General features: G+C 29.4%; 22 protein-coding genes and 1 tRNA gene. 7 read left to right on the forward strand and 16 right to left on the reverse strand.

Annotated features, from left to right (window positions below):
* The first annotated feature begins 23 nt into the window (after positions 1–23).
* Entirely contained in the window at positions 24–2234 is a 2211-nt protein-coding gene (gene katG, locus CRV03_RS13005; protein WP_129085571.1) for a catalase/peroxidase HPI, read from the forward strand.
* A 20-nt stretch (positions 2235–2254) separates the two neighbouring features.
* Here katG and CRV03_RS13010 read toward each other — a convergent pair whose 3' ends face one another.
* The 4 genes from CRV03_RS13010 to CRV03_RS13025 form a co-directional block, all read right to left on the reverse strand.
* Positions 2255–4207 (reverse strand): diguanylate cyclase, encoded by a 1953-nt coding sequence (locus tag CRV03_RS13010; protein WP_129085572.1) that lies wholly within the window; start codon positions 4205–4207, stop codon positions 2255–2257.
* Positions 4208–4309: 102 nt separating this feature from the next.
* Positions 4310–4394 (reverse strand) — tRNA-Leu (locus tag CRV03_RS13015).
* Positions 4395–4490: 96 nt separating this feature from the next.
* The gene (locus CRV03_RS13020; protein ID WP_129085573.1) at positions 4491–6611 is read right to left on the reverse strand and encodes a methyl-accepting chemotaxis protein; all 2121 of its coding nucleotides are present in this window, start codon (positions 6609–6611) and stop codon (positions 4491–4493) included.
* Between the two features lie 182 nt (positions 6612–6793).
* Positions 6794–7108, reverse strand: a complete 315-nt coding sequence (locus tag CRV03_RS13025; protein WP_079579822.1) for a F0F1 ATP synthase subunit C — start codon at positions 7106–7108, stop codon at positions 6794–6796.
* Positions 7109–7315: 207 nt separating this feature from the next.
* Between CRV03_RS13025 and CRV03_RS13030 the strand changes: the two genes are divergently transcribed.
* Positions 7316–9433, forward strand: a complete 2118-nt coding sequence (locus CRV03_RS13030; RefSeq protein WP_129085574.1) for a hypothetical protein — start codon at positions 7316–7318, stop codon at positions 9431–9433.
* Between the two features lie 5 nt (positions 9434–9438).
* On the opposite strand, the gene CRV03_RS13035 is transcribed toward CRV03_RS13030, so the two are convergent.
* Entirely contained in the window at positions 9439–10134 is a 696-nt protein-coding gene (locus CRV03_RS13035; protein ID WP_129085575.1) for a rhodanese-like domain-containing protein, read from the reverse strand.
* Between the two features lie 86 nt (positions 10135–10220).
* Here CRV03_RS13035 and CRV03_RS13040 point away from each other — a divergent pair, with 86 nt between their 5' ends.
* Positions 10221–10925 carry an SDR family NAD(P)-dependent oxidoreductase gene (locus CRV03_RS13040; RefSeq protein WP_129085576.1) on the forward strand — a complete coding sequence of 235 codons (705 nt, stop codon included), beginning with the start codon at positions 10221–10223 and terminating at the stop codon, positions 10923–10925.
* Between the two features lie 22 nt (positions 10926–10947).
* Here the strand turns inward: CRV03_RS13040 and CRV03_RS13045 are convergent, their stop codons facing one another.
* Entirely contained in the window at positions 10948–11634 is a 687-nt protein-coding gene (locus tag CRV03_RS13045; protein WP_129085577.1) for a hypothetical protein, read from the reverse strand.
* Positions 11635–11764: 130 nt separating this feature from the next.
* On the opposite strand from CRV03_RS13045, the gene CRV03_RS13050 reads away from it, so the two are divergent.
* Entirely contained in the window at positions 11765–13057 is a 1293-nt protein-coding gene (locus tag CRV03_RS13050) for a dicarboxylate/amino acid:cation symporter (protein ID WP_129085578.1), read from the forward strand.
* Positions 13058–13066: 9 nt separating this feature from the next.
* Here CRV03_RS13050 and CRV03_RS13055 read toward each other — a convergent pair whose 3' ends face one another.
* From CRV03_RS13055 to CRV03_RS13090, 8 genes are all read right to left on the reverse strand, one after another.
* The gene (locus tag CRV03_RS13055) at positions 13067–14269 is read right to left on the reverse strand and encodes an APC family permease (RefSeq protein WP_164968665.1); all 1203 of its coding nucleotides are present in this window, start codon (positions 14267–14269) and stop codon (positions 13067–13069) included.
* Positions 14259–15158 carry a DMT family transporter gene (locus CRV03_RS13060; protein WP_129085580.1) on the reverse strand — a complete coding sequence of 300 codons (900 nt, stop codon included), beginning with the start codon at positions 15156–15158 and terminating at the stop codon, positions 14259–14261. The genes CRV03_RS13055 and CRV03_RS13060 overlap by 11 nt, the downstream gene beginning before the upstream one ends.
* 75 nt (positions 15159–15233) lie before the next feature.
* Positions 15234–16007: an AraC family transcriptional regulator gene (locus CRV03_RS13065; RefSeq protein ID WP_129085581.1), complete on the reverse strand. Its 774-nt coding sequence runs from the start codon at positions 16005–16007 to the stop codon at positions 15234–15236.
* A gap of 45 nt (positions 16008–16052) precedes the next feature.
* Positions 16053–16625: an SCO family protein gene (locus tag CRV03_RS13070; protein WP_129085582.1), complete on the reverse strand. Its 573-nt coding sequence runs from the start codon at positions 16623–16625 to the stop codon at positions 16053–16055.
* Complete coding sequence (locus CRV03_RS13075) at positions 16625–17113, reverse strand: hypothetical protein (RefSeq protein ID WP_129085583.1); 489 nt, start codon at positions 17111–17113, stop codon at positions 16625–16627. Before CRV03_RS13075 ends, CRV03_RS13070 begins: the two co-directional genes overlap by 1 nt.
* Positions 17114–17117: 4 nt before the next feature.
* Entirely contained in the window at positions 17118–17582 is a 465-nt protein-coding gene (locus CRV03_RS13080) for a copper chaperone PCu(A)C (RefSeq protein ID WP_129085584.1), read from the reverse strand.
* Between the two features lie 55 nt (positions 17583–17637).
* Positions 17638–18918, reverse strand: a complete 1281-nt coding sequence (gene nhaA, locus CRV03_RS13085) for a Na+/H+ antiporter NhaA (protein ID WP_129085585.1) — start codon at positions 18916–18918, stop codon at positions 17638–17640.
* A gap of 3 nt (positions 18919–18921) precedes the next feature.
* Complete coding sequence (locus CRV03_RS13090) at positions 18922–19296, reverse strand: Fur family transcriptional regulator (protein WP_129085586.1); 375 nt, start codon at positions 19294–19296, stop codon at positions 18922–18924.
* Positions 19297–19436: 140 nt separating this feature from the next.
* Here CRV03_RS13090 and CRV03_RS13095 point away from each other — a divergent pair, with 140 nt between their 5' ends.
* From CRV03_RS13095 to CRV03_RS13105, 3 genes are all read left to right on the forward strand, one after another.
* Positions 19437–20447, forward strand: coding sequence for a metal ABC transporter solute-binding protein, Zn/Mn family (locus tag CRV03_RS13095; protein ID WP_129085587.1), 1011 nt, complete (start codon positions 19437–19439; stop codon positions 20445–20447).
* Positions 20422–21894, forward strand: a complete 1473-nt coding sequence (locus CRV03_RS13100; RefSeq protein ID WP_129085588.1) for a nickel/cobalt transporter — start codon at positions 20422–20424, stop codon at positions 21892–21894. Before CRV03_RS13095 ends, CRV03_RS13100 begins: the two co-directional genes overlap by 26 nt.
* 62 nt (positions 21895–21956) lie before the next feature.
* Positions 21957–22298, forward strand: coding sequence for a cupin (locus tag CRV03_RS13105; protein WP_129085589.1), 342 nt, complete (start codon positions 21957–21959; stop codon positions 22296–22298).
* 1 nt (position 22299) lies between these two features.
* Here CRV03_RS13105 and CRV03_RS13110 read toward each other — a convergent pair whose 3' ends face one another.
* Positions 22300–23796, reverse strand: a complete 1497-nt coding sequence (locus CRV03_RS13110; RefSeq protein ID WP_129085590.1) for a PLP-dependent transferase — start codon at positions 23794–23796, stop codon at positions 22300–22302.
* Positions 23797–23798: 2 nt separating this feature from the next.
* Positions 23799–24953, reverse strand: a complete 1155-nt coding sequence (locus CRV03_RS13115) for a PLP-dependent aspartate aminotransferase family protein (protein ID WP_129085591.1) — start codon at positions 24951–24953, stop codon at positions 23799–23801.
* Positions 24954–24967 lie beyond the last annotated feature (14 nt).

Consider the following 24967-nt stretch of genomic DNA (forward strand, 5'->3'; position numbering starts at 1 on the left):
TAAATAATACTAAGGAGAATGTCATGGGAGGGAAGTGTCCAATTACTGGTTTAGGTGGAAGTTCTGAAGTTGTAAATCCAGCAGCAGGAAATAGAGGAACATACAATAAAGATTGGTGGCCAAATCAACTTAACTTAAAAATTTTATCTCAACACTCAAATAAGGTAAATCCTTTAGGTGAAGAGTTTGATTATTCAAAAGAGTTTGAAAAACTTGATTACGAAGCATTAAAAAATGACTTAACAAATCTTATGACAGATTCTCAAGAGTGGTGGCCAGCTGATTATGGTCATTATGGTCCATTATTTATTAGAATGGCATGGCATAGTGCAGGTACATATAGAACAGGTGATGGAAGAGGTGGAGCTTCAACAGGAAGTCAAAGATTAGCACCTTTAAACTCTTGGCCTGATAATGGAAACCTTGATAAAGCGCGAAGATTGCTTTGGCCTATAAAACAAAAATATGGAAATAAAATTTCATGGGCTGATCTTATGATTTTAGCAGGAAATGTTGCATTAGAATCAATGGGCTTTAAAACATTTGGTTTTGCAGGTGGAAGAGTAGATGTTTGGGAACCTGAAGAAGATATTTATTGGGGAAATGAAGAAGAGTGGTTAGCAACAAGTGATAAAGAAAACAGTAGATATTCAGGTGATAGAGATTTAGAAAATCCTTTAGCTGCTGTGCAGATGGGATTAATTTATGTAAACCCAGAAGGACCTGATGGGGAACCAAATGTTTTAGAATCAGGAAAAGATATTAGAGAAACTTTTGCAAGAATGGCAATGGGCGATGAAGAGACTGTAGCACTTGTTGCTGGGGGACATACCTTTGGTAAATGTCATGGAGCAGGGGATGCTTCAAATGTAGGACCAGAACCAGAAGCAGAAGGTTTAGTTGCTCAAGGTCTTGGGTGGTTAAGTAAATTCTTAAGTGGTAAGGGTGATGATACTATAACAAGTGGTATTGAAGGAGCATGGACAGCAAATCCTACTCAATGGGATAATGGTTATTTTGATGTATTATTTGGATATGAGTGGAACTTAGAAAAGTCTCCTGCAGGAGCTTGGCAATGGACTCCTGTAGATCCAAAAGAAGAACATTTAGCACCAGCCGCACATGATTCTAGTAAAAAAGTTAAAACAATTATGACAACTGCAGATATGGCTATGAGAATGGATCCAATTTATGGACCTATTTCAAAAAGATTCCATGAAAATCCAGAAGAGTTTGCCGATGCATTTGCAAGAGCTTGGTTTAAATTAACACATAGAGACTTAGGCCCTAAATCTAAATATTTAGGACCAGAAATACCAAATGAAGATTTAATTTGGCAAGACCCTGTTCCTGTTGCAGATTATGAAGCAATAAATGAAGAAGATATTCAAACTTTAAAAAATGAGATATTTGATACAAATCTTTCTATCTCACAATTAGTATATACAGCTTGGGCATCGGCTTCAACATATAGAGACTCTGATAAAAGAGGTGGTGCAAATGGTGCAAGAATAAGACTTGCTCCTCAAAAAGATTGGGAAGCTAATCAAGGAACACAAGTAGTAATTGAAAAACTTGAAAAGATACAATCTCAATTTAATAGCTCATCTTCAAGAAAAGTTTCACTTGCTGATTTAATAGTTCTATCAGGTAATACAGCAGTTGAAAAAGCAGCAAAAGATGCAGGAGTTGATGTAACTGTACCTTTTAATGTTGGAAGAACAGATGCAACGCAAGAGCAAACTCATATTGACTCATTTTCTCATCTTGAGCCAATTGCTGATGGTTTTAGAAACTATCAAAAAAAGAAATATGCAGTTAGCCAAGAAGAGTTACTTATAGATAAAGCTCAACTTTTAGGATTAACAGCTGTTGAAATGACAGCTTTAGTTGGTGGAATGAGAGTTTTAGGTGCCAACTATAATAACTCAGCAAAAGGTGTATTTACATATAGAAAAGAAGTTTTAACAAATGATTTCTTCATAAACCTTTTAGATATGGAAAATATTTGGAATAGCATAGATGATGAAGAACAAGAGTTTGAGTGTATAACAAGAAGTTCTACAAAAGTAAAATATACTGCAAGTAGAGTTGATTTAGTATTTGGTTCAAATTCTCAGTTAAGAGCTATTGCTGAAGTTTATGCACAAGAGGATGCAAAAGAGAAGTTTGTAAATGACTTTGTATCAGCTTGGGTAAAAGTTATGGAAGCAGATAGATTTGATATAAAATAAAAAGTAAAAGGCTTTGCCTTTTACTTATATTTAACTCTATTTTTACCTGCTACTTTTGCTTCATAAAGTGCATCATCTGCTCTTTTAATCATATCTTTTACAGACTCATTTTTATTATATAATGAAACTCCAAAACTAGCTGTTTTTTGTTCCTTTACACTAAAATCAAAGTTTTCAACTTTTTCTTTTAGTTTTTCTGCTTGAGTTAAAATACCATCAAATTCTGTTTCACTACAAATGATTAAGAATTCTTCACCACCCCATCTTCCTACAGTATCTGTTTTTCTAGAGTTTGATTGAAGAATGTTTGCAAACTCTTGTAGTACTTTATCTCCCATTTGGTGACCATAGACATCATTTACACTTTTAAAGTTATCAATATCAACTAAGATTACACCAAAAGAGTGATTATATCTATTGGCTCTATTTGATTCAATTATTAAAACTTCATCTAATTTATTTCTATTATAAAGTTTTGTTAGATTGTCTTTTATAGCTAAATCTTCAAGAAGTCTATTTTTTTCGTCAATCTCTTTTGTTCTTTTTTTAACTTCTTTTTCTAGGTTTTCATTATATTTTTCAAGTAATTTCTTAGCTCTTTTTATATTTTCTATCATCTTTGAAAAGTTTGAGAAAAGTTGTCCTATTTCTCCATCATATCTTGTTGGTAACTTATGATTTAATTCACCTTTACCAACTTTATCAGAAAGATTTGAGATAGTTGAAATAGGAAGAAAAAATCTAAAGTAATATATTAGTCCTACAATAAAATAAAGAATAGCCAATAATATAGCAATTGAAAATTGCATTTTTGTATTTATTTCACTTAGTTTTCCTAATATTTGTGTATTAGGAACGGCATGTATAATAATCCAATCAGTAGTTGGAATTCTTGTTGAAGCTACTTGAAGTATCTCTTCTGAGTCATTTAATTTTTTTGTGTATTCAAAACTATATTTATTTTGTTGTTTTAGCTTATTTAATGCATTTGTTGATAAATCATTAAGTTCTATATATTTAGAGTTTGTAAGTTCATTATTTTTATTTTTTAGTTTATTGAACTTTTCATCTGAAAGATAATAAAGAACTCCTCTATATGAGTCTTCATTCTCTAATTCTATTTCATCATTATATTTTTGATTGTTTGTAGATATAGCTTTTCCTGTTTTTGAAACAAGAATAATAGTTGAGTTTTCGTATAACTCAATGTTTTTCATAAATCTACTAAGTATTTGTTGTATCGTTATATCGTGTGAAACTACACCTTTTAGGATATCTTCATTGTCATAAAAAGGATAGGATACAGTAACCATTTGTCCCATACCACCTAAGTCTTTATATGGTTCTTCCCAACCATAAGTTTTATTTTTAAAATCAGCTGCCTTATACCAGTGTTTAGTTGTAGCATTTGCAGGTGCAGACTCATACTCCAAACTAACACTTGGATAAATATGAACTATGTTATTAGCTGTAGTAATATAGACAAAAGAGTATTTATAGTTTTCATAGATACCACTCATTAGCTCTTTTATATTTTTACCTGCTTCTAAACTATATAAAACTTCTTTGTTAAAGGGTGTTTTTTTGTCCACAAAACTTGTTAACATATTTTGAAAGTGAGGAGTTTTAGGATTGTTTATTCCATCATGATAGAAACTAAAAACATGATTGTTTTCAATCATTTTATTTTTCCACTCATTGATATCTAAGTTTTTGTTTTGTTTATTTAAATAGTAGTTTCTCATATAGCTATCAGCTATGATTTTTGTGGAGTTCTGTATTCTTTGTAATTCTGAATCAACTTGATATGCAACATGACTAATCATAGTATTCATATCATTTAATGCTTGTTCTTTTGCTTGTGATGAAAGTGTTTTAAAGATAGTATTCATCAATAAGAAAATAGCGATTGCTTCTAATGTAATCACTGTAAAGAATATTTGTTTTGTTTTAAATTTGTACAAAAAATACATAATTTTTCTCTTAATATAATAATATTATTATTTTAACAGAAGTTATTAAAATCTATGATTATAAAATGCTTTGATAGAGTAAAATGTATTAAATTTGTAATCTGGTGCGACCGACGAGATTTGAACTCGTACACCCTAAGGCACTACCCCCTCAAGATAGCGTGTCTACCAATTTCACCACGGTCGCGATTTAAGAAGTGAAATTATAGCTTGTTCATCTTATAAATTTTCTTAACTAGTTATATCTTTTAAGGGGATGTATATTTAAAGAGAAGCCAAGGGCTTACTCTCTAAATTTCTTTTTGTGTACATTGTCGAGAATTTTGTTAGCTAAATCTGAAGTGTTTTTAGCTATATCATGTGTTTGAGCTGCAACGGAAGCATTGTTTTGTGTCTGTTGGTCAAGTTTATTGATTACATCATTTATTTGTTCAATACTTGTTTTTTGCTCTTTAGAAGCATCTGAAATATCTTTGATTGCTCTTGTTGTTTTTTCGATGTTTTCATTTAGTTTTTCATATCCTGCAATCATATGGTCTGCTATTTGTTTACCATTGTTTGTTTTGCTTGTTGCATTTTCTACAAGTGTTTTTATCTCTCTTGCCGCTTCAGCACTTCTTGTTGCAAGGTTTCTAACTTCTTGTGCAACAACAGCAAAACCTTTTCCTGCTTCACCAGCAGTTGCTGCTTCAACAGCTGCATTTAGTGAAAGGATATTTGTTTGGAAAGCAATTTGGTCGATTACAGTAATAGCTTCTGCAATAGATTGTGTTTGCTCGTTGATTTCATCCATTGATTTTACAGTAGAAGTTGCTAAGTTCTGACCTTCAGAAATTGAGTTTGATAACTCATTTGAGTGTTCTGTCATCTCAGCTATTCTATTTGTATTACTTACTACTGTACTTGTGATTTCTTCAATCGAAGCAGCTGTTTCTTCTAAGGATACAGCTGTTGTATTTGAAGACCTATTTAAAGTATCAACATTGCTTAAAAGTACATCTGAACTTTGTTGAAGTTCTAAACCGTTTGCTTTATTTTCTTGAAGCATTTTATTGATGATATTACAAAGGTCGTTTAATCCCTTTGCAACATTACCATTTGCATTGTCAATTGTATCTACAAAGTTGAAGTTTGAGTACTCTTTAAGTTGTTGAACAATAGGGTTTATATCATCATTTACATTTTCTTGAATAGTTTTAATCATGCTGTTTAAAATATCTTTTAACTCATCAAGAGATTTGTTTGTAGTACTCTTGTTTACTTTGATATTTAGTTTCCCATGATTTATATGATTTACTACTTGTTTTACTTCTTCGATTAACTCTTTATCTTTTTCTAAACTACTTGCAACAGAAACCATTTCTTGGTCAATCATGCTTGCCATGTTTCCAAACTCATCATTTGTTTTTATATCTAGTTTAGAGATATTTGATTCCTCTCCTTTTAAGTATCTGAAGAAAAATTGTAAACCACTTTCAACTTTTTTTATAGGAGCAAGGACTTTAAGTAAGGAGAAGAAAATAAAAGCAACAATAATAAGTAATAAAACAATATAAAGGATAATCTCTTTTAATACATTATTGTTTATCTCTTCATATATTGAGTCTTTTTCTACTTCAACTACTAGTTTCCAGTTTGTTGTTGCTATCGTACTATATGCAGCAAGTTTATCTACATCATTTCTAAGGGCTTCATTGAAATCTGCTTTGTTTTTTGTTAAAACTTGAGGAAGTAGGGCATCAGGTTTATTTAGCAACTCTTTATTTTTATGAATAATTACATTATTTTCATCATTTACTAAATATGCAAGTCCAATACCAGGAATTTTTATATTTAAAATTGTATCAACAATAGTATCAATAAAAATATCAGAACCTACAACACCAATTAGTTTTCCATCTTGAAGTAAAGGCGTATAAACAGAAACAACCAATTTTTTTGTAGAAACATCTACATAAGGGTTTGATACACCAGATTTTCTTGTTTTTACTGCATCTTGATACCATGGTCTTTTTCTTGCATCATAATTATCTTTTTCTATATTTAAGATATCTTTATTTGATAAGACTAGTGAACCATCATTTTCAAAACCAATATAAACATCAACAAATTTACCAGCCTTTGTTGATAGTCTTAGTTTATCTATAACTATATCATTGTCAGCTGTGATAGTGACATCTTGTAGCTCATCAACAATCGCTTCTAAAATATCAATTTTTGATTGGATATAACTATTAATAAAATTAGAAGTATCAATAGCTATACTTAGTTCTTCTTGCTTAACCATGTTATATTCGGACGTATAGCTACTTTTGGTATTATAAAAGCCAAGTATTACAAAAGAGATAAATGTACTTAAAAGTACAACTGTTAGGATTTTACTTTTGATGCTATTTATTTTCATGTGACTTTCCTTAAATGACATTAAGTTATGATAACACAGAAACATATCAAAATGGTAACAAAAATGATTAGTTTATAAACTTTATAATAAATTTATTATTGGAGAGAAAAAAAGAGCAAAAAAAAAGGCCAAGAGAAAAACTCTTGACCTTTTTAAGTTATCAGTTCTGTAGTAAGTACTGATTACCCTAAGAATGGGTTTGCATATAATGCGATCATCGCAATAACTAATGCATAAATAACTTGTGCTTCGATCATCGCTAATGCAATGAACATAGTAGTCATTAATTTTCCACCTAAACCTGGGTTTCTAGCAGTACCAGCGATTGTTGCAGCAGCAGTGTTACCCATACCGATAGCACCACCAAGTGCAGCAAGACCAAGTCCGATACCTGCAGCAACTACAGAGTAAGCTTTTAAAGTTTCGTTTGCAACTGCACCATCAGCAGCGAATGCAGCACCAGCAATAGCTAGCATTAAAAGAACGATTTTTTTCATTCTAGATTCCTTATAATATTTTTGTTTTCAAAGTCCGTTCGGCTTGCGTATCCCTACTTATCACTTTGATTGGCAAGATTTTATCTCAATGAACTTTAAAGTTACATTAGAAAAAGCTTATTTCTAAGAAAAAAATTACAAAAAATAAATAATAAAAAGTTCAATTTGATTGGAGTATAATAGAGCTTTATTAATAAGGAATCAAATATGAAGAAACTCTTTTTCTCTCTTACTCTAATTATAGTTTTAACAATTGGTACTATATATGGGGTATTATTTACATCACCAGGTAACTCATTTGTTGCTTCAATTATTGAAGATAAAGTAAATGAAGGGCAAAAAGATGTCAATCTAAAAGTAAACAACTTTGTTCTAACTATGGATAAAATTGTATTTAAAGCAACTATTGATGACAACTCAGAAATAAATGTTTTTGGTGCTTTAAATATTTTTGCTAAAAGTATTGACGTAAACTATAATATAAATATAAAAGATTTATCAAAACTTCAAAACATAACAAAACAAAAACTTAATGGCTCTTTTTCTACAAAAGGTATAGTAAGAGGAGATGAAGCTTTTTCAGAAGTTATTGGAGAGAGTTTAGTTGCTTCAGGAAAAACTGATTATGATATAAAACTTGAAAAATTCCAACCCAAGAAAATATTATTTGAAATGACAAATGTAAGAGTTGATGAACTTTTATATATGTTAAATCAACCAAAATATGCAACAGGACTTTTAAATATTGATGCAAATATTAAAAATGCAGATATAAATAACCTTGATGGTATCGTAAATACTTCTGTTTCAAATGGTATTTTAAATACTCTTGCAATACAGCCAAAAGCAAATAAAAAGGCTTATGCTCCTATAACTTTTAGTTCTAAAACTCATACTCAGCTTTCAAGTGAAACTGCATCTTCTCAAGTTGATTTTGATAGTACAATTGCAAGTTTAAATATTAAAAAAGCTGATTATAATTTAAAAGAAAACTCATTAGTGAGTGATTATAAACTTTTTGTGAAGAGTTTATCTAAGTTAGAACCTTTAATTAACCAAAAACTAAATGGTAACTTCACAGCTATTGGTGATGTAAAGTTTCAAAACAATAATTTAGATTTATCAGGTTCTACTGATATTTTTAAATCAAATACTACATATAAAGTAACTACTAAAAACAATAAACCAGAAACAGTAAAACTGAATATGAATGATGCACAACTGGCATATGTTTTAAATTTAGTTGACCAACCTAAATTTGCAACGGGTCTTTTAAATATTGATGCAGATATTAAAAATGCAGACTTAAATAATCTTGATGGTAAGGTTATTGCAACAGTTGTAAATGGTTTAGTAAATAATAGTATTGTAAATAAAGAGTTTGAACAAAAATTAAAAGATAAAATCAATTTTGATGCTGTAATTGACAGTTCTTTAGAAAAAACTTTAGCTAGTTCAATTGTTGATGTAAACACTACTTTAGCAAATGTTGATATGAAAAAAGCAGTTTACAATCTAAAAGATTTAATATTTACAAGTGACTATTTACTAACAGTAGCAGACCTTAGTAAACTTAAAGATGTAACTGGTCAAAAGATGAGAGGAAATCTAAGTTTAACAGGAAATATCAAACAAGCCAAAGATGAGTTAAATGTAGATGGTCAAACAAAACTATTTGGTGGAGATATTAACTTTAACCTTGTAAATGATAACTTCACTGCAAAAATAGATGGGGTTGAAGTTAAAGACTTAACTCATATGATGTATTATCCTGAGATTTTCACTTCTAAGTCAAATATCGATGTAAACTATAATACAACTTCAAAAATTGGTAATATCAAAGGAAGTTTAATAAACGGACAATTTATTCAAAATGAATTCTCAAATATTATCAATACTTTTGCTAAGTTTGATATTACAAAAGAGATTTATAAAACAGTAGATATTGATAGTAAAATAAATAAAGATATCATAAATACAATTGTAAATATGGAAAGTCAATATACTACAATCAAAGTTCCAAACAGTACATTAAATACAAAAGCAAATACAATTAATGCATTAGTTAAAACAAAAATCAAAAAGTATGAGTTTGATACAAAAGTTAAAGGAAATCTATCTAACCCTAAAGTTAATGTAGATACAAGTAAGTTTGTAAAAGATAAACTGAAAAATAAAGTAAAAGAGAAGTTAGAAGATAAATTAAAAGACTCTATTTTAAAAGATCTTTTTAATAAAGCTCCAACTCCTCAAGACCAAATAAAAAAGCCAGCAACTGATGAAGAGATAGCTAGAGCTTTTAAAGAGATGTTTGGTCAAAACTAAATATTCTATTTTAATTCATCTGTAAGAGGTAGGGAAACTCCTACCCATGCAGCAATTCCTCCTCTATACCAAAGAATTTTTTCTTTTGGAAAACCTATTTTTATAAGTGTTTTTATAGCTCTTGGTGACTGAGCACACCATGAACCATTACAAAAAAATAGAGCAGTTTTGGCATTTGTAAAATCATAGTTGTTTTTATCTTCTATTTTTACCCCTAAAAGTTCAAAGGCTCTTTCATATTCAAGTTCAAAATCCTCATCATACTCTAACTCATCATATGGAATATTTACAGCACTTGGAATAGTTCCTTTGTTAAACCAATCCTTTGTTCTACTATCTACTAAAATAAAGTTTTCAGGTTTTTTACTTGATTTGTTTTCAATAAATTCTAATACTTCAAGCTCTGCAAATGTTTTGATATCTTTATGTAAAAAAAGAGGTTGAATTGTTCCTTTTGTAGTAATAAAAGTCTTTTTGCACTTTTTGTGAACTTTTGATGAAGCTAAACTTTCACTTTGAAAAGTTTCTACATCCACTGCAAGATTTAAACACTCTTTGTAGTCTTGTCTTTCGATTGTATAGTTTTCTTTTTTACCATTTGAGTATGTATGTTCTACTTTTACACCTTTAAGAGGTAGCATTATAGGATTTATTGCATATGAATAAATAGAAAGAAAAAATACAAGAATAAGCTTTTTCATAAAGAACTCCTAAATTTATTTTATTGTAAGCTAATAGCTAAATAATATCTATATTTAATTTAAAGAAATAATTACAAGGATAAACTATGTCTAAAAGAGTATTAGTAACTGGTGGAAATAAAGGAATAGGACTAAAGGTTGTAGAAAAGTTTTTAGAGCTTGATTATGAAGTTATTACACTAGCTAGAAACTATGATAACTTTCCGTATAAAGATAATGAAAAAGTAAAAACTATAGAGTATGATTTATCTGATGTAGATGGACTGAGTGCTTTAGCTAAAGAAGTAGGGGATATTGATATTTTGATTAACAATGCAGGTTATATGCAACCAAAATATACTTACAATAACTATCCAAAAGAAGCAAAAGAGCATATTATGAATGTAGATTTACATGCTCCTGTTGAGCTAATGAACTTATTTAGTGAAGGTATGAAGAAAAAAGGTTATGGAAGAATAGTAAATACAGCTTCAATCGCAGGACAAATAGGTCACCCTGATGTTTGGTATGGGATTGCAAAAGCAGGGCTTATAAATGCTACAAAAATTTATGCTAAGCTTTTAGGAAGTGATGGTATTACTGTAAATTGTGTTGCTCCAAGTGCAGCTGAAACAGATATGCAAAAAGATAATGATGAAGCTAGAAAAGCTGCATTTAAAGCAGCAGTTGTAACAAATAGATTTGCAGAACCTGAAGAAGTAGCAGCAGCTATTTTTTGGTTAGCAACTGATTGTCCAGAGTATATAAATGGAATTACAATTGATATAAACAATTGCTTTTATCCAAGATAGGTTTAAAACCTATCTTTGGAAATTAGATTTTTTCAACCTTTGCATTTACTCCAATAACTTTATATTTAAAGCCATATCCATAATCTACATCTGTATTGATTGTTCCAGTAACTTTTATTTTGTCACCTTTTTTTACTTTTTCATCTTCATTTGTTGACCTAAAAATGATTGCATTATCATTATTTTGGATTTTAATCCAAGTATTTCCCATGACTTTATTTGATACTTGAACTACTTCTCCTTGAACAGTTACATTTTTATTTTTAAACTTTTTAATATCTTTTTGAATAGTTGCAATATCAGTTTTAATAGCTTTTTCTTTTGAAATAGTGATATCATCAAATTTTGGATTTGGCTTTTTTTTCATAGCTTGTCCATGAATTCCATGTACATTGTCAACTCCATGAATAGCCTTTTTTTGACCTTCAATTTCACCAAATAAAACTTTATCAAAAGTTTTTTCTAGAGTTTTACTTTTAAAGTTTGTCATCCATGTTGACTCTTTAAGTGTTACTTTGTCTCCTACTTTTACATCTGTTTTAGGAATCGCTGCCCAAATCTCTTCATCTTGTTTTTTTACTTTAATATAAATATATGCACCAGAGTCTTGTAACTCTAAAACTTCACCTTTGTGTAGCTTTCCTGCTGCAAGTAAACTACTTGCTAAAAAAAGTGTTCCAATACATGCATGTGATAATTTTTTAATCATTTTAGTCCTTTTAACTGAATAGTTATTCATGAAATTTTATCAGAAAAAGAGTTTTAATTTATTGATATAGGTCATTAAAATAAGTTTATGTATAATAGATAATTATTTTAGATATAAAAGGCAAGTATTTATGTTGAAAAAACTTTGGTTTCAAGTTCTTCTTGGAATGATATTTGGTGTTGTTTTAGGTCTTATACTTTCACCTAGTGCTTTTGCATTAGTACCAGAACATATTGCACTGAATATTGCACCTTGGGTTGCATTAATAGGAAATATTTTTTTAGCTTTAATAAAAATGGTTGTAATTCCACTTGTTATGAGTTCAATAATTTTAGGAATAACAAGTTCCCAAGATATGGATACTTTAAAAAACTTAGGAATAAAAATTGCCCCATATTTTGTTTTTACTACTATGGTTGCTGTTACTATAGGAATTATTATTTCATATGTAATTATGCCAGGTGATTTTGTATCAAAAGAGATATTAAATACTATTTCAACTGCAACTGTTGCTATTAAAGAAGTAACTACATTTAATGAAATATCTTTACCTGATTTAATTGTTGGACTGATACCTGTAAATACAGCACAGGCAAATTTAGATGGAAATATTTTAGCCTTTGTAATCTTAGCAATTTTTGTAGGAATAGCTTTAATGAATATGAAAGATGAAGACTCTAAACCTATGCTAGACTTAGCAAAATCTTTTCAAGCATTTTCTATGACAATCGTTCAATGGGCCATGAAATTAGCTCCTTATGCAGTATTTGGTTTGTTATGTAGTATTACTATCAAAATAGGATTTGATGCAATTTTTTCTATGTCAATGTATGTATTTACAGTATTACTTGGACTTTTTTCTCTTTTATGTTTTTATCTGATTATTGTTTATAGTGTAGGGAAAGTAAAACCTTTAGATTTTTTAAGCCGAATTAGAGAAGTTCAGCTTATGGCTTTTTCTACTTCTTCATCAGCTGCTGTTATGCCTCTTTCTATGAAAACAGCAGAAGAACAATTAAATATACCAACTCCAATATCAAAATTTGTAATACCTCTTGGAGCTACAATTAACATGGATGGAACTGCAATTTATCAAGTTATAGCAGCACTATTTTTAACACAGCTTTTTGGTGTTGAGTTATCATTAGTAGAGGTTGTTGTTTTAGCTCTTACAACTGTTGGAGCTTCAATTGGAGCTCCAAGTACTCCTGGTGTTGGTATTGTAATCTTAGCAACTATTTTACAAGGAATTGGTGTACCAGTTGAGGGAATAGCTTTGATTTTAGGAGTTGATAGGATTTTAGATATGTGCAGAACAACTATAAATGTTACAGGAGACTTAACAGCTTCAATTGTAATGAGAAGATTGACGGACTACAATCCTGTAGGAACTAAGATATCTAAAGATTTAAAATCTGCATAAATCTTTAGACTATTTTTTCAAAAATACAAGAATGAAAAGAATAAATATTACTGATAAAATAATTATATTTGAAAAGATTAATATAGAGAAAAATACTAAACTAAGAGCTATCGAAGCTGTTCTTAAAAAACCTTTTTCAAAAAGAATTATTGCAGTAACTAATCCTATTAGAGCATTTGCAATAAAAAATGCATCAGAATAAGCTACAAGTTCATCTAAAGTTATATAGTCTAAATAGACTAAAAATAAAGTGATAATATATAATGATGACAATACATTTAAAGCTCCTACTGGAACATTATTACTTGAATGAGCTGAGGTATAAGAAGTTAGTTTTAATGAGGCTACTAATCTTGAAACTGCTCCAACAAATAAAATTAAAGTACCAATACAAAGAATAACTGAAATAACAGCTAAAATAAAACTTGAATATGTTCCAAATAGTGGTTCAATAAGCCAAACTAATTTAAACTCTTCATCTTTGGGAAACTCTCCAAGTGTAATTGCAAGAGTTAAAAAGATATATACTATAGAGATAATAGTTGCAGAAAAAATAATTGATTTTGTAAGTGTTTTTGTATCTTCAACTTCTTTAGAGTAATTTCCAATTACTTCCCATCCCACTATCGACCAAAATACAACTAATAAAGCATATCCAAATTCATTAAAACTAAGAGTTGGTAATGAAAAAGTATAGGTTTCTACATTTGCTAAAACAACAATACTTGATAATAAAAAAAGAATCGTAATAGTTGAACTAACTATTAACATCATTTTCCCAATAAAGTTAACCTTTGAACGTAAAAAGAGGTAAGTAATAATATAAATAAAGAAGGCTAGAAGCTCAATACTAACATCTGGAAAAAGATTTTGTATAAACTTTGCAGCAATAATTAGTACAGCAACTGGACCAAAAAAAACTGCACAAATAAGATAAAAGGAAGTAAGTAATTGATACTTTTTTCCCATGGCTTCTTTTGTAGCTAAACTTACTCCACCTTCTCCTGGAAAAAGAATTGCAAGTTTTCCAAAAATAAGTGCAAAGATAAATCCTAAAATAAGAATAGTTCCCCAAATAATAAGAGAAAAGGAACCAACCATATTATAAATAAGAGGTGGCAGAAGGATTATTCCTGAACCCAAAATAGGACCAATAATTAGTCCAGATAGGGTAAAGGTATTTAATTTTTTAGTATTTAGATTAATGCTCAACTTTTTTCTTTTTATAAATTTTTATATTATTTAATATTTTCACTGCAATTATAGTCATAATTGTCCCAATAATAATTGAAATAGTGATATTTTCTTTTAAAAATATTGCACTAAGTGTAATTGCAGCAAAAGGAACTAAAAATATAAAACTACTAACATCAGCAGCTCCAAGTTTTTCTATTCCTAAAAAGAAAATAGTATTCGCAAAAGTTGAAGCAAAAATAGTGATTGCAAAAAGATTTATATAAAATACTGAATCAAATTTATCATAAGCAATTGTAGTAAAATCCATAAAGAAAATAGCCATAAAACTACTTACTATATACATATAAAAAGTAAAAACAATTGGTGATATCTTTGTAGCTTTTGAACTAGTTATTGTAAGAAGTGGCCAAAGAATAGAAGCTAAGATAAAATATAAGTTGTGAATTACAAAAACTTCGTCAAGGTTTGCACTCCAAACATTTAGCATAGTTAAAACACCCAATGCACCAAGAGCTAAAGCAAAATAGTCTTTTTTGAATATCTTTTTACTTCCAAAGATTGCAAGGATTAAGAAAGTATTTATAGGAATAAGCGTTGTTACAAAAGCTCCACCTAAACTTGCAGTTCCTAGTTTAGTACCTAAATAAAAGTATTTCATATATGCAACAAGTATTGCTGAAGTTACAACTACTAAAATAAAACTTTTTAAATCAATTTTAAAAGATTTTCTAAGTACTAGCATAATAGGAATCATAGTAACTGCTGTAATAATGTATCTAAAAAACATAACATCATATTCGTTTATATAAGAGCTTAATACTTTTACATTTACCCAAGAGCCACCCCATCCAATCATGGCAAAGAACATTAGGATATAAAATATATTTTTATTCGAATCTGTCATTGTATAATCTTTTTTGATTGGATTATACTATTTAGTCAAACTATTTGTCTAGAATAAAATTGCGAAATGTAAAAATTACTTTTTCAAATATGAAGGTGAGTATCCAAAATATTTTTTGAAGTTTCTTCCAAAATGAGATTGGTCATTAAATCCTACTTTAACGCTTGCTTCACTTATAGATAAACCTTGTTTTATGAGACTATTTGCTTGATTTAGTCTTTCATTTACTATAAAAGCATGGGGAGTTAATCCAAACTCATTTTTAAAAAGCCTTAGGAAATGATACTTACTTAGGTTTACATTGGAAGCAAGGGTATCAAGGGAAAAGTTTGTGTCTATTGAGTCTTTTATATACTCGTATGTATCTTTTACTATTTTCTTATCTTCAAATATTTTTTTATACTCTTTTGTATATAAAGTATTAGAAAGTATTAATTGAGATAAAGCATCAATAAGTAGTGTTTCTATTATCATTGAATTATTATCTTTAAAGTAAGCTGTAAAAAAGTTATGTAGTTTTATAAATAGTGTTCGATTTTCAACTATATGTCTTTCAAATACTGGAATCTTTTTTTCATAAAATATCTGTTCGTAGATATTTGAAACTAACTCAATAGTTGGATAAAAATTTACATGAGACCACTCTTGAGATGTACCACAATGAACTTCACCTGGGTTATTGATTCTAATTGAGTATTCATATGAGTTATAAGATTGATAGGCATTATATGATTTTAATACACCTTCATAGGTAAGACCTACTGTATATGTATCATGATAATGTTTTGTAAAGCTATCATTTGAAGACTTTACATTCTCAAAAAGTATGTTTTCTAATAGTTTGCCCATGCTACATTATAGCAAAACTATTAGAAATACACTAGAATAATATTGCTATTTTAAAATAGCTTCTAAGCTCTCTTTGATTTTACTTGGGTCAGAGAAGTGGTCAACTTTAGCACTAAATTTTCCATCTTTATCAAAAAGATAGATATAAGAAGTATGAGAAACAGAATAACCCATTGCAGAGTCATCTAAATCTATTTTTTCATAATATGTTTCATATCTTTTTGTAATATCATCAATATTTTCTTTATTTGATGTTGCACCAATAAAGTTTGGATGAAAGTATTTTGCATACTCTTTTAAGTTTGCTAATTTGTCTCTGTCTGGGTCTACACTTATAAATAAACCTGTAAAATCTTTTGTTTTTTCTTTATCAAAAGATTTAAGTGCTTGAGATAGTGAGCTTAATGAAGTTGGGCAAACATCAGGGCAGTAAGTGTATCCAAAGTAGATAGCTAAGGCTTTTCCTTTAAAATCATCTTTTGATACTTCACCATCTATTGTATTAACTGTGAAGTTATACTTTTGCTCTTCTTGATAATCATCTACAAAAGGTTTAAGTACAGAAATTAAAATTGCTGCAACTAAAAAAGTTATACCTAGTTTTAAAAATATTTTCATTATATATCCGTTTTAAATTGAAATCTTGCACCGATATTTTCAGTGGCTTTTTCTATTTTTATATCTGCATTCCATTGCATATTTCCAACTGGACAAGTAGGAAGTGTGCCTATAGCTTCATAGTTTCCATTTCCTAAGTTTTTAATTGGAAGGTTAAATTCACCCATAAACATATTTGTTGCATATATACTTAGAGTTAAATTCTCTAGTTTTTTATTATTACTTTTAATAGTAAATTTAAGAGGTTTCATTAGTGGAATTGTTTTTGGTTCTACACTTAAAGTGAACTCTGTTCCATCTTGTATTTTTACAGTACAAGAAGTTTGATGTAAATCACACTGTTCGTTTTGAGTTATATATTTTACTTCACCCTTTAAAGATTGGTAAATCTTATTGAAGTCTAATGTAAAGTATCCTGCAACAATTAAAAGTACAACACCAAGTTGTAGTATTATACTTTTAAGATTGCTTTGTTTTTTATCAGCCATGAAACTAGTGTTTCATTCCATGATTCATTTTGTGCCCATGGTGTTTCATTCCACCCATTACAGTTTTAACAGTAGCTGTGATAGTTTTTGTTTCTCCATTAGATAGTTCTAATGTTAACTCAACATTTTCACCCACTTTTAAAGGATTATATAATCCAATTAACATAATATGGAAACCACCTGGTTTTAAAACAGTTTCAGATTTTGAAGCAACATCAATTTTTGGAACTTGATACATTTTCATAACACCATCTTTCATATCATGAGTATGTAATTCAACAACTTTTGATACTATTGATGATGCTTTAACAATAGCAACATCTTTATCACTAGTATTAACAACTGTCATAAATGCAGCAGAGTTTGGTAACCCTGGAGGTGTAGCTCTTACATAAGAGTCTTTTACTTCAATAGATGAAGCAAATAAAGTAGAACCAGCTACTAATAATCCAAGTAGAGTTTTTTTCATTTTATGCCTTTTATAATTTTTGGGAATATTTTATATTACTTGTGTTAAAAAATTGTTAATTTCTTTTAACTCTAAGTAGTAAAATAACACCAATAACAGCAGCAACAAATGAAGCTGCAAATACACCAAGTTTAACTGCGGCAATTACTTCTTCACTAACAAAGGCTAAATGAGTAATAAAAATTGACATCGTAAACCCAATACCAGCAATAAACCCAACTGCTAAAATTTCACTCCAAGAAATAGTATCTGGTTTCTTAACAATTTTGAATTTGTGCGCTAAATAAGTGAACCCTAAAATACCAACTGGTTTACCAATAACAAGACCAATTACTACACCAAGAACAATTGGTAGGTTTGCATGAACCGTTGAGAAGTCAATTAAAACCCCTGCATTTGAGAATGCGAATAAAGGCATAATAAAAAATGCTGATAAGCCATGTAAGTTATGCTCTAATCTTACAAGTGGATTTTGAACTTTATCATATCCATAACCAATAGTTTCTAATGCATCAATTTGATGATGATTTAAAACAGGAACTTCATCCATATTTTTTTCAAACTCATCTACTGATTGTCTTGTATCATTGATAAACTCTTTTTCATCAATCTTTGAACTAATTGGAATAGCAAAAGCTAATAAAACACCAGCAATAGTTGCGTGAATACCAATTGCATGAATATAAACCCAAAGAGCAATACCTAATAAAAGATAAGGTAAAAGATTAGTTACACCTCTTTTATTTAAAAGCCAAATAAGTGCATAAATAATACCTGCATGGATGAAGTATTGTGATTGAATATCACTTGTATAAACAGTTGCAACAACTAAAACAGCACCTAAATCATCAACTACTGCTAAAGCAACTAAAAATAGTTTTAATGCTGGATTAACTCTTTTTCCTAAAAGCATTAAAATACCAAGAGCAAAAGCAATATCTGTTGCCATTGGAACACCAAATCCTAAAGGATTACTAGGGTTTAATGCTACATATATTAGTGCTGGGATTGCCATACCACCAACTGCTGCAATTAATGGAAAAGAAGCTTTATTTATTGTTGAAAGCTCTCCAATTAACATCTCTCTTTTTATTTCTAAACCAACCATTAGGAAAAATAATGCCATTAAAGCATCATCAATCCAATATGTCAGTGTCATTGAGACTTTTATTTCTCCAATATTTATACCAAGAGGTAAGTGCCATAAGTCATAATATGCTTGTCCAAGACTTGAGTTAGCAACAATTACAGCAGCAACAGTTGCAACAAATAATAAGATTCCACTTAGGGCTTCTTTATTGATAAACTTTTCTAAAGTAATCAATGGTTGAATCATATGTTAATTTCCTTTTTGTAAACAATTTGGGCAAATACCCTTTATAACAATATTATCTATTTTATACCCTGTTAGATTAAATGTAGGGCTTTCATGGATACACTCGATTTTTGAACAGGCTGTACAAATAAAGTGAGAATGCTCGCTTTTTTGAAATTCAAAATATCTTTTTCTATCATTTGATTCAAATGAAGTAATGATGTTTTGTTCTTCAAAAATAGAAATATTTCTATAAAATGTAGCTTTGTCCATTTTTAGTTCATCTTTTATGTCCTCATAGCATAAAGGACGCTTTGTATTAATAAGTATTTCTAAGATTGCTCTTCTAGCAGTTGTTAGTTTTACGTTGGATTCGTTAGCTATTTTTTCTATGTTCATATTTGGATTATATCTTATTAATTTTAAATTTTCTATACTAAGAAAGCTAAAAAATACAACTAAGTTGCATAAAAGTTTTAATATACTACTATTTCAAATAAATGCAACTGGGTTGCAAAATAATATCATAAAGGTAATATATGAAAAATATTCTTATAACTTTTTTTGCATTTACTGCAATTTTATTTTCTAAAGAGGTTACCGTAAGTATAGTGCCTCAAAAGTTTTTTGTTGAAAAAATATCTGGCGATAAAATAAATGTAAATGTTATGGTTAAGCCAGGAGCTTCTCCTGCAACGTATGAACCAAAAGTATCTCAAATGAAAAAGCTAGCAAATTCTGAAATCTATTTTGCAATTGGTGTTCCTTTTGAAAATGCTTGGTTAGAGAAGTTTGAAAATGCAAATAAAGATATGAAGATAGTTGATACTTCAGAAGGTATCAAAAAAATAGAAATGGCAGCTCATTCTCACCATGACCATGATGAGCATTTAGCTAAGCATGAAGAAAATGGGAATACTCAGCACGACCATGAAGATGAACACGCTCACCATGACCATGATGGACCAGAGCATAACCATGCACATCACGACCACGAAGATGAACATAAAGATCATGATGAACACAAAGAAGAGAAAACAGATGACCATGGACATGAGCATACTGGACTTGATCCTCATATTTGGTTAGAACCAACATTAGTTAAAAATCAAGCAAAGATTATTTATAGAGAATTAGTTAAAATTGATCCAGAGAACAAAGAGTTTTATAAAAAGAATTTACAAACATTTTTAATAGAATTAGAGTCTTTAGATGCTCAATTAAAATCTATTTTAAAAAAGTATGAACATAAAGCTTTCATGGTATTTCATCCATCTTGGGGATATTTTGCAAAGAAATATCACTTAGAGCAAATAGCTATTGAGATTGAAGGAAAAGAGCCAAAACCTTCTCAGTTAGTTGAGTTAATTGAAGAAGCAAAAAAACATGATATTAAAGTTGTATTTGTAGCTCCACAATTTTCAAAAAAAGGTGCTAAAACAATCTCAGGTACTATCAAATCAAATGTTGTTGTGATAGACCCATTAGCTGAAAACTGGGATAAAAACTTACTAAAAGTAGCAAATGAAATTGCAAACTCTTATAAGTAAAATATTTCTATTTTTATTTATTTCAAGTAGTGCACTTTATGGGTGCGCTATTTGTACTGTCTACTCTCCTGAAACAAAATTCTATATTGAAGTTGATGCTTCACCTAAAAAAATAAATACTGCAAAAGTTACTTGGGTTTTAACAAAAGATTTTACTGACTCTTTAAAAGAGGTTTATGATAAAAATGCCAATAATTTCTTTGATAAAGATGAGTTGGAACTTATAGGGGAAGCTATTTATGAATATGTTATTCCAAGAGATTATCTTGTACAGCTTTCTTATTCTAAGACTTTAGATAAAAACAGCTTTCTTCCTATTAATGTATCAGAAAAAAGAGTTTATATTAAGAACTCTATTTTACATTTTGATTATACAATTGATTTAAATTTTGAAGTAAAAAATGAACATGCTTTATATTTTAGAGTAAGTGATGATGAAAACTATTTTATATTAGTGCATTTTGATAAGTTATCTAAAATCAATAAAATAGAAGATGTTAAAACAATAAAAGTATTTACAAGAGAGGAGTTGATTTTTAACTTCACCCTTGAAGGTGCACTTGCTCAAAATTCTGAGAAACAAAATAATATTGAACAAATAGAGCAAACAAACGAAAAAGTTGAAGAGCAAACTTTATATGAAGAACAAAACAAACAAGAAGAGAATGAATCTCTTTTAAAAGATTTTGTTAAAAAAGTTAAATATTATCTTGTAAGAATTGAAAATGGTGATAATCTAGCTTTACTTATGCTTTTAGTTGTATCTTTTGTTTATGGGGTTATTCATGCTTTAGGACCTGGACATGGAAAGTCTTTAGCCTTTTCATATTTTATGGCAAATAAAAGCTCATATACAAAAGCTTTTGCAATATCACAAGCTAGTGCTTTTATTCATATAGTTGGAGCTTTGATTTTAGTTATTGTTTCTATTTTTGTTTTACAGTCAGTTTTAAATAACTTTGTAAATGACTCTGTTGAAATTTTAACAAAGTTTTCTGCTGTACTTATTATGGCTTTAGCTATTTATATTTTATATAGAAAACTTAAAAACAAAGGTTGTTCTTGTAGCTCTTGTTGTTCAACTCCTGCTAAAACATCACAAAGTCCTTGGAGTACAAGTAAACCTGAAACAACAAATAGTTTAAAACCAAACTTTATGAAGCAAGATTTATATTTTGTAATAACTTCAGGAATAATTCCTTGTCCTGGTACTGTTGTATTGTTTATTTATGCTTTTGTTCTAGAAACTTATTTTGCAGTTATTTTAGCTTCTATTGCTATTAGTTTTGGAATGGGGCTTGTGATTTTTGCAAGTTCATTTTTAGGTGTTAGTGTTAAAAACCTAAGTGAAAAATCTCATAAAATAACTTATGCCTTAGAAATAATTGCACCAATAGTAATGTTTATCTTAGGAATCTTTCTATTTTTAAACGCTCAGATTTTTTAATTGATTGAAATCAACAGCTAAGCTTTTGTATTTGATTATACTTCCAATAAAAAGGTTTTCAAATGCAAAAGTTTAATATTTATGACAATATAGAATATAGTGAAGAAAAAGTTTTAATAACACCTATGTTTGATGATGAAAATAGAAAAGAGATAAGAATAGTATTTACAAAAAATCAAATAATGAAAGACCATAAAACAAAGTTTCCAATTACAGTTGAAATAGTTGAAGGTTCTATTGCTTTTGGAGTAAAGGAAGAGATTTTTTCTTTAGTAAAAGGTGATATTGTTGCTTTAGATGGTGATGTTATGCATAATCTAAAAGCAAATGAAAACTCAGTTGTAAGACTAAGTTTATCTAAAAATGATACTACAAATAGAGTTCAAGGGGTACTTAAACTCTAAGTTATTCTTCTAGTTTTTTGAACTCATTGATTATCTCTTCAATAGGTTCAACCCCAACTGAAATTCGAATTAAATCTATTGGTAGTTTAACATCTTCTAAGTGCTTTCTTCCCTCTTTTGTAAGTATTAAATCATAGTGTGCTAAATAGGTATAAGGCATAAGAAGAGTAAACTCTGTACCTAGACTTGGTCCCTTTGCAAAATTTAACTTATCATAGGTTTGTGTTAAAGGTTTTGTAAACTCAATAGATATAACTCCACAATATGAGTTGTCATCAATAATAGTTTGAGAATAAAGCTCTTTATTTTCTTCATCCATACAGTGATAAACTTTTTTTATCAGTTTAGAGTTTTCAAGATATGAAATAAGCTTTTTAGTATTTGTTGAAATAGTTTTTACTCTTTTTTCATAATTTTTTATTTCATAAGCTAACCTTTGAAGCTCTTTTATATATACAGGTTCACAGTGTTTAAAAAACTCCCAATTCATATGAGATAAAGGGTGTTTTTTATTTAAAATAATTGCTCCCATTAAAACATCTGCATTTCCACAGGCAAACTTTGTAAGTGATTCTACAAAGATATCTGCATAGTCTGTTAAATCAAGGTTAAAAGGCGTTGCAAATGTTGTATCAATGATTAATGGAATATTGTACTTATCGCAAAGCTCTCTAAGCTTTTTTATATCAAGGCATTTTAGTAAAGGGTTTGTTGGAAGTTCTGTAATAATAGCACTTACTTTAAGTCCTTCTTCTTTTAAATACTCTTCTAGTAAATCTAATCTATCAAGGTGAGGAAAGCTTTTTGACTCTTGATAATGATGGTTTACAATATTCATAGTATCTAAATAAAGCCAGCCTAGTTGAACTAAGACTGTTCTTCCATTTCTTGCTTGTATTGAGTTTATACCTCTTACAACTGAATAAATAGCATTCATACCTGAAGGAGCTAAGTGTACATTTTCACATGGCTGTTTATAAGCATTTGCTAAAGTAGATATGATTATATCTTTTGCATCATCTTTATTTTCTAATTCTTCTTTATGAAGCTCTTTTAGTAAACCTTTTTCAAAAAGGTAAAGCTCCGCTAGTCTTGAAGAAAGATTACATCCTACATGTTGAATATAACTTAAAACCCTTTGCAGTTGTGATGTTCCATTTTGAACTAAAATCACACCAAAGGGTTCATCTATTTCTATTTTATTGTGAATATAGTATTTATCACTTACAAGTTTAACTGCTCTTTGAGAACTTAAAAGTACAACTTCATAGGTATCATTTACTTTGTACTTCTTTTTTATATAAAGTGCTAACTCTTTTAAATATGGGTGAAGCATAAATCTTGGATAACCACTTTTTATAACCTCTAGAATCTCAGGTGTCTGTTCTTCATAATCAATCACATCTTGAATATTTGGCATAGAGACAGATACTGCATGGATATTGTTTACAGGAAGTGTTTGCCCACAAGGAATGTGATTGAAATAGTTTTCACTCATTATTATTTTACTGCCTGCTTTATATCTTCAATTAAATCATCAATATTCTCTAACCCAATAGAGAATCTAACTGTTCCTTCTGCTATTCCAATTGCTTCTAACTCTTCTTTAGAGAATGATGCATGAGAGATTTTTGCAGGAATTTCAATTCTTGAATCAGGACTTCCAAATGAACACTTTTCTCCAAAGATTTTAGTGTTTTCAATAAACTTCTCTGCTAACTCTAAGCTTTCAAAATCAGCACAGAATACACCAGGAATATACTCCATTTGTTTTTGAGCTAAGTCATATTGAGGGTGAGACTCTAAAGCAGGGTGAGTTACTTTAGTAATATAATCTTGTTCTTCTAAGAATTGTGCAATTTTAATAGATAGGTTTTGGTGTTCTCTCATTCTAACTTTAAGTGTTGGAATACCTAAAGTGATAAGATATACATCCATTGGATTTTGACTTCTTCCACCTGCATTTGCGTAGTAGTGAATTTGTTCTGCTAAGTCTTGAGTTTTAGCAACAATTGCACCTGCAACAACAGCTCCATGTCCAGAGATGTATTTAGTTGTAGAAAATAGTGAGAAATCAGCTCCTAAATCTAGTGGCTTTTGAGAAATAAATGTTGCAAGTGAGTTATCAACTGCAAAAAGCGAATGGTATTTATGTGATAGCTTAGCTACTTCTTCTAAATCAATGATTTTTAACCCTGGGTTTGTAGGACTTTCACAAAGAACTAAATCAATAGGATTGTTCTTTAAAATCTCTTCCATTTCATCAAATTTAGTAAAGTCAGCAAAGTGTACAGTTACATTGTATTTTTCTTTAAATACTTTTAGTAATCTAAATGTTCCACCATAACAATCTGCTTCAACTAGAATTTGAAAATTTGCTTTTAAAACTGTTTCAAATAAAAGTGCAACTGAAGCGATACCAGTATGTGTACAAACACAACCAGCTCCACCTTCTACTTGCGTAAATAGGTTTTCAAGCATTTCTCTTGTTGGGTTATCACTTCTTGTATAGTCATAAATCTTATCTCCATCTTGCTTTTTTAAATCAAAAGTTCCCGTATTATAAATAGGAAAGTGTGAAGCACCTGCTACATCTTCAAATGGAGCAAATTTAGCTATATGGCTTAATGAGGTTTCAACATGCAAATCTTTCATAATAGTCCTAGTTT

The organism is Arcobacter sp. F155, assembly GCF_004116455.1.
Taxonomy (GTDB): domain Bacteria; phylum Campylobacterota; class Campylobacteria; order Campylobacterales; family Arcobacteraceae; genus Halarcobacter.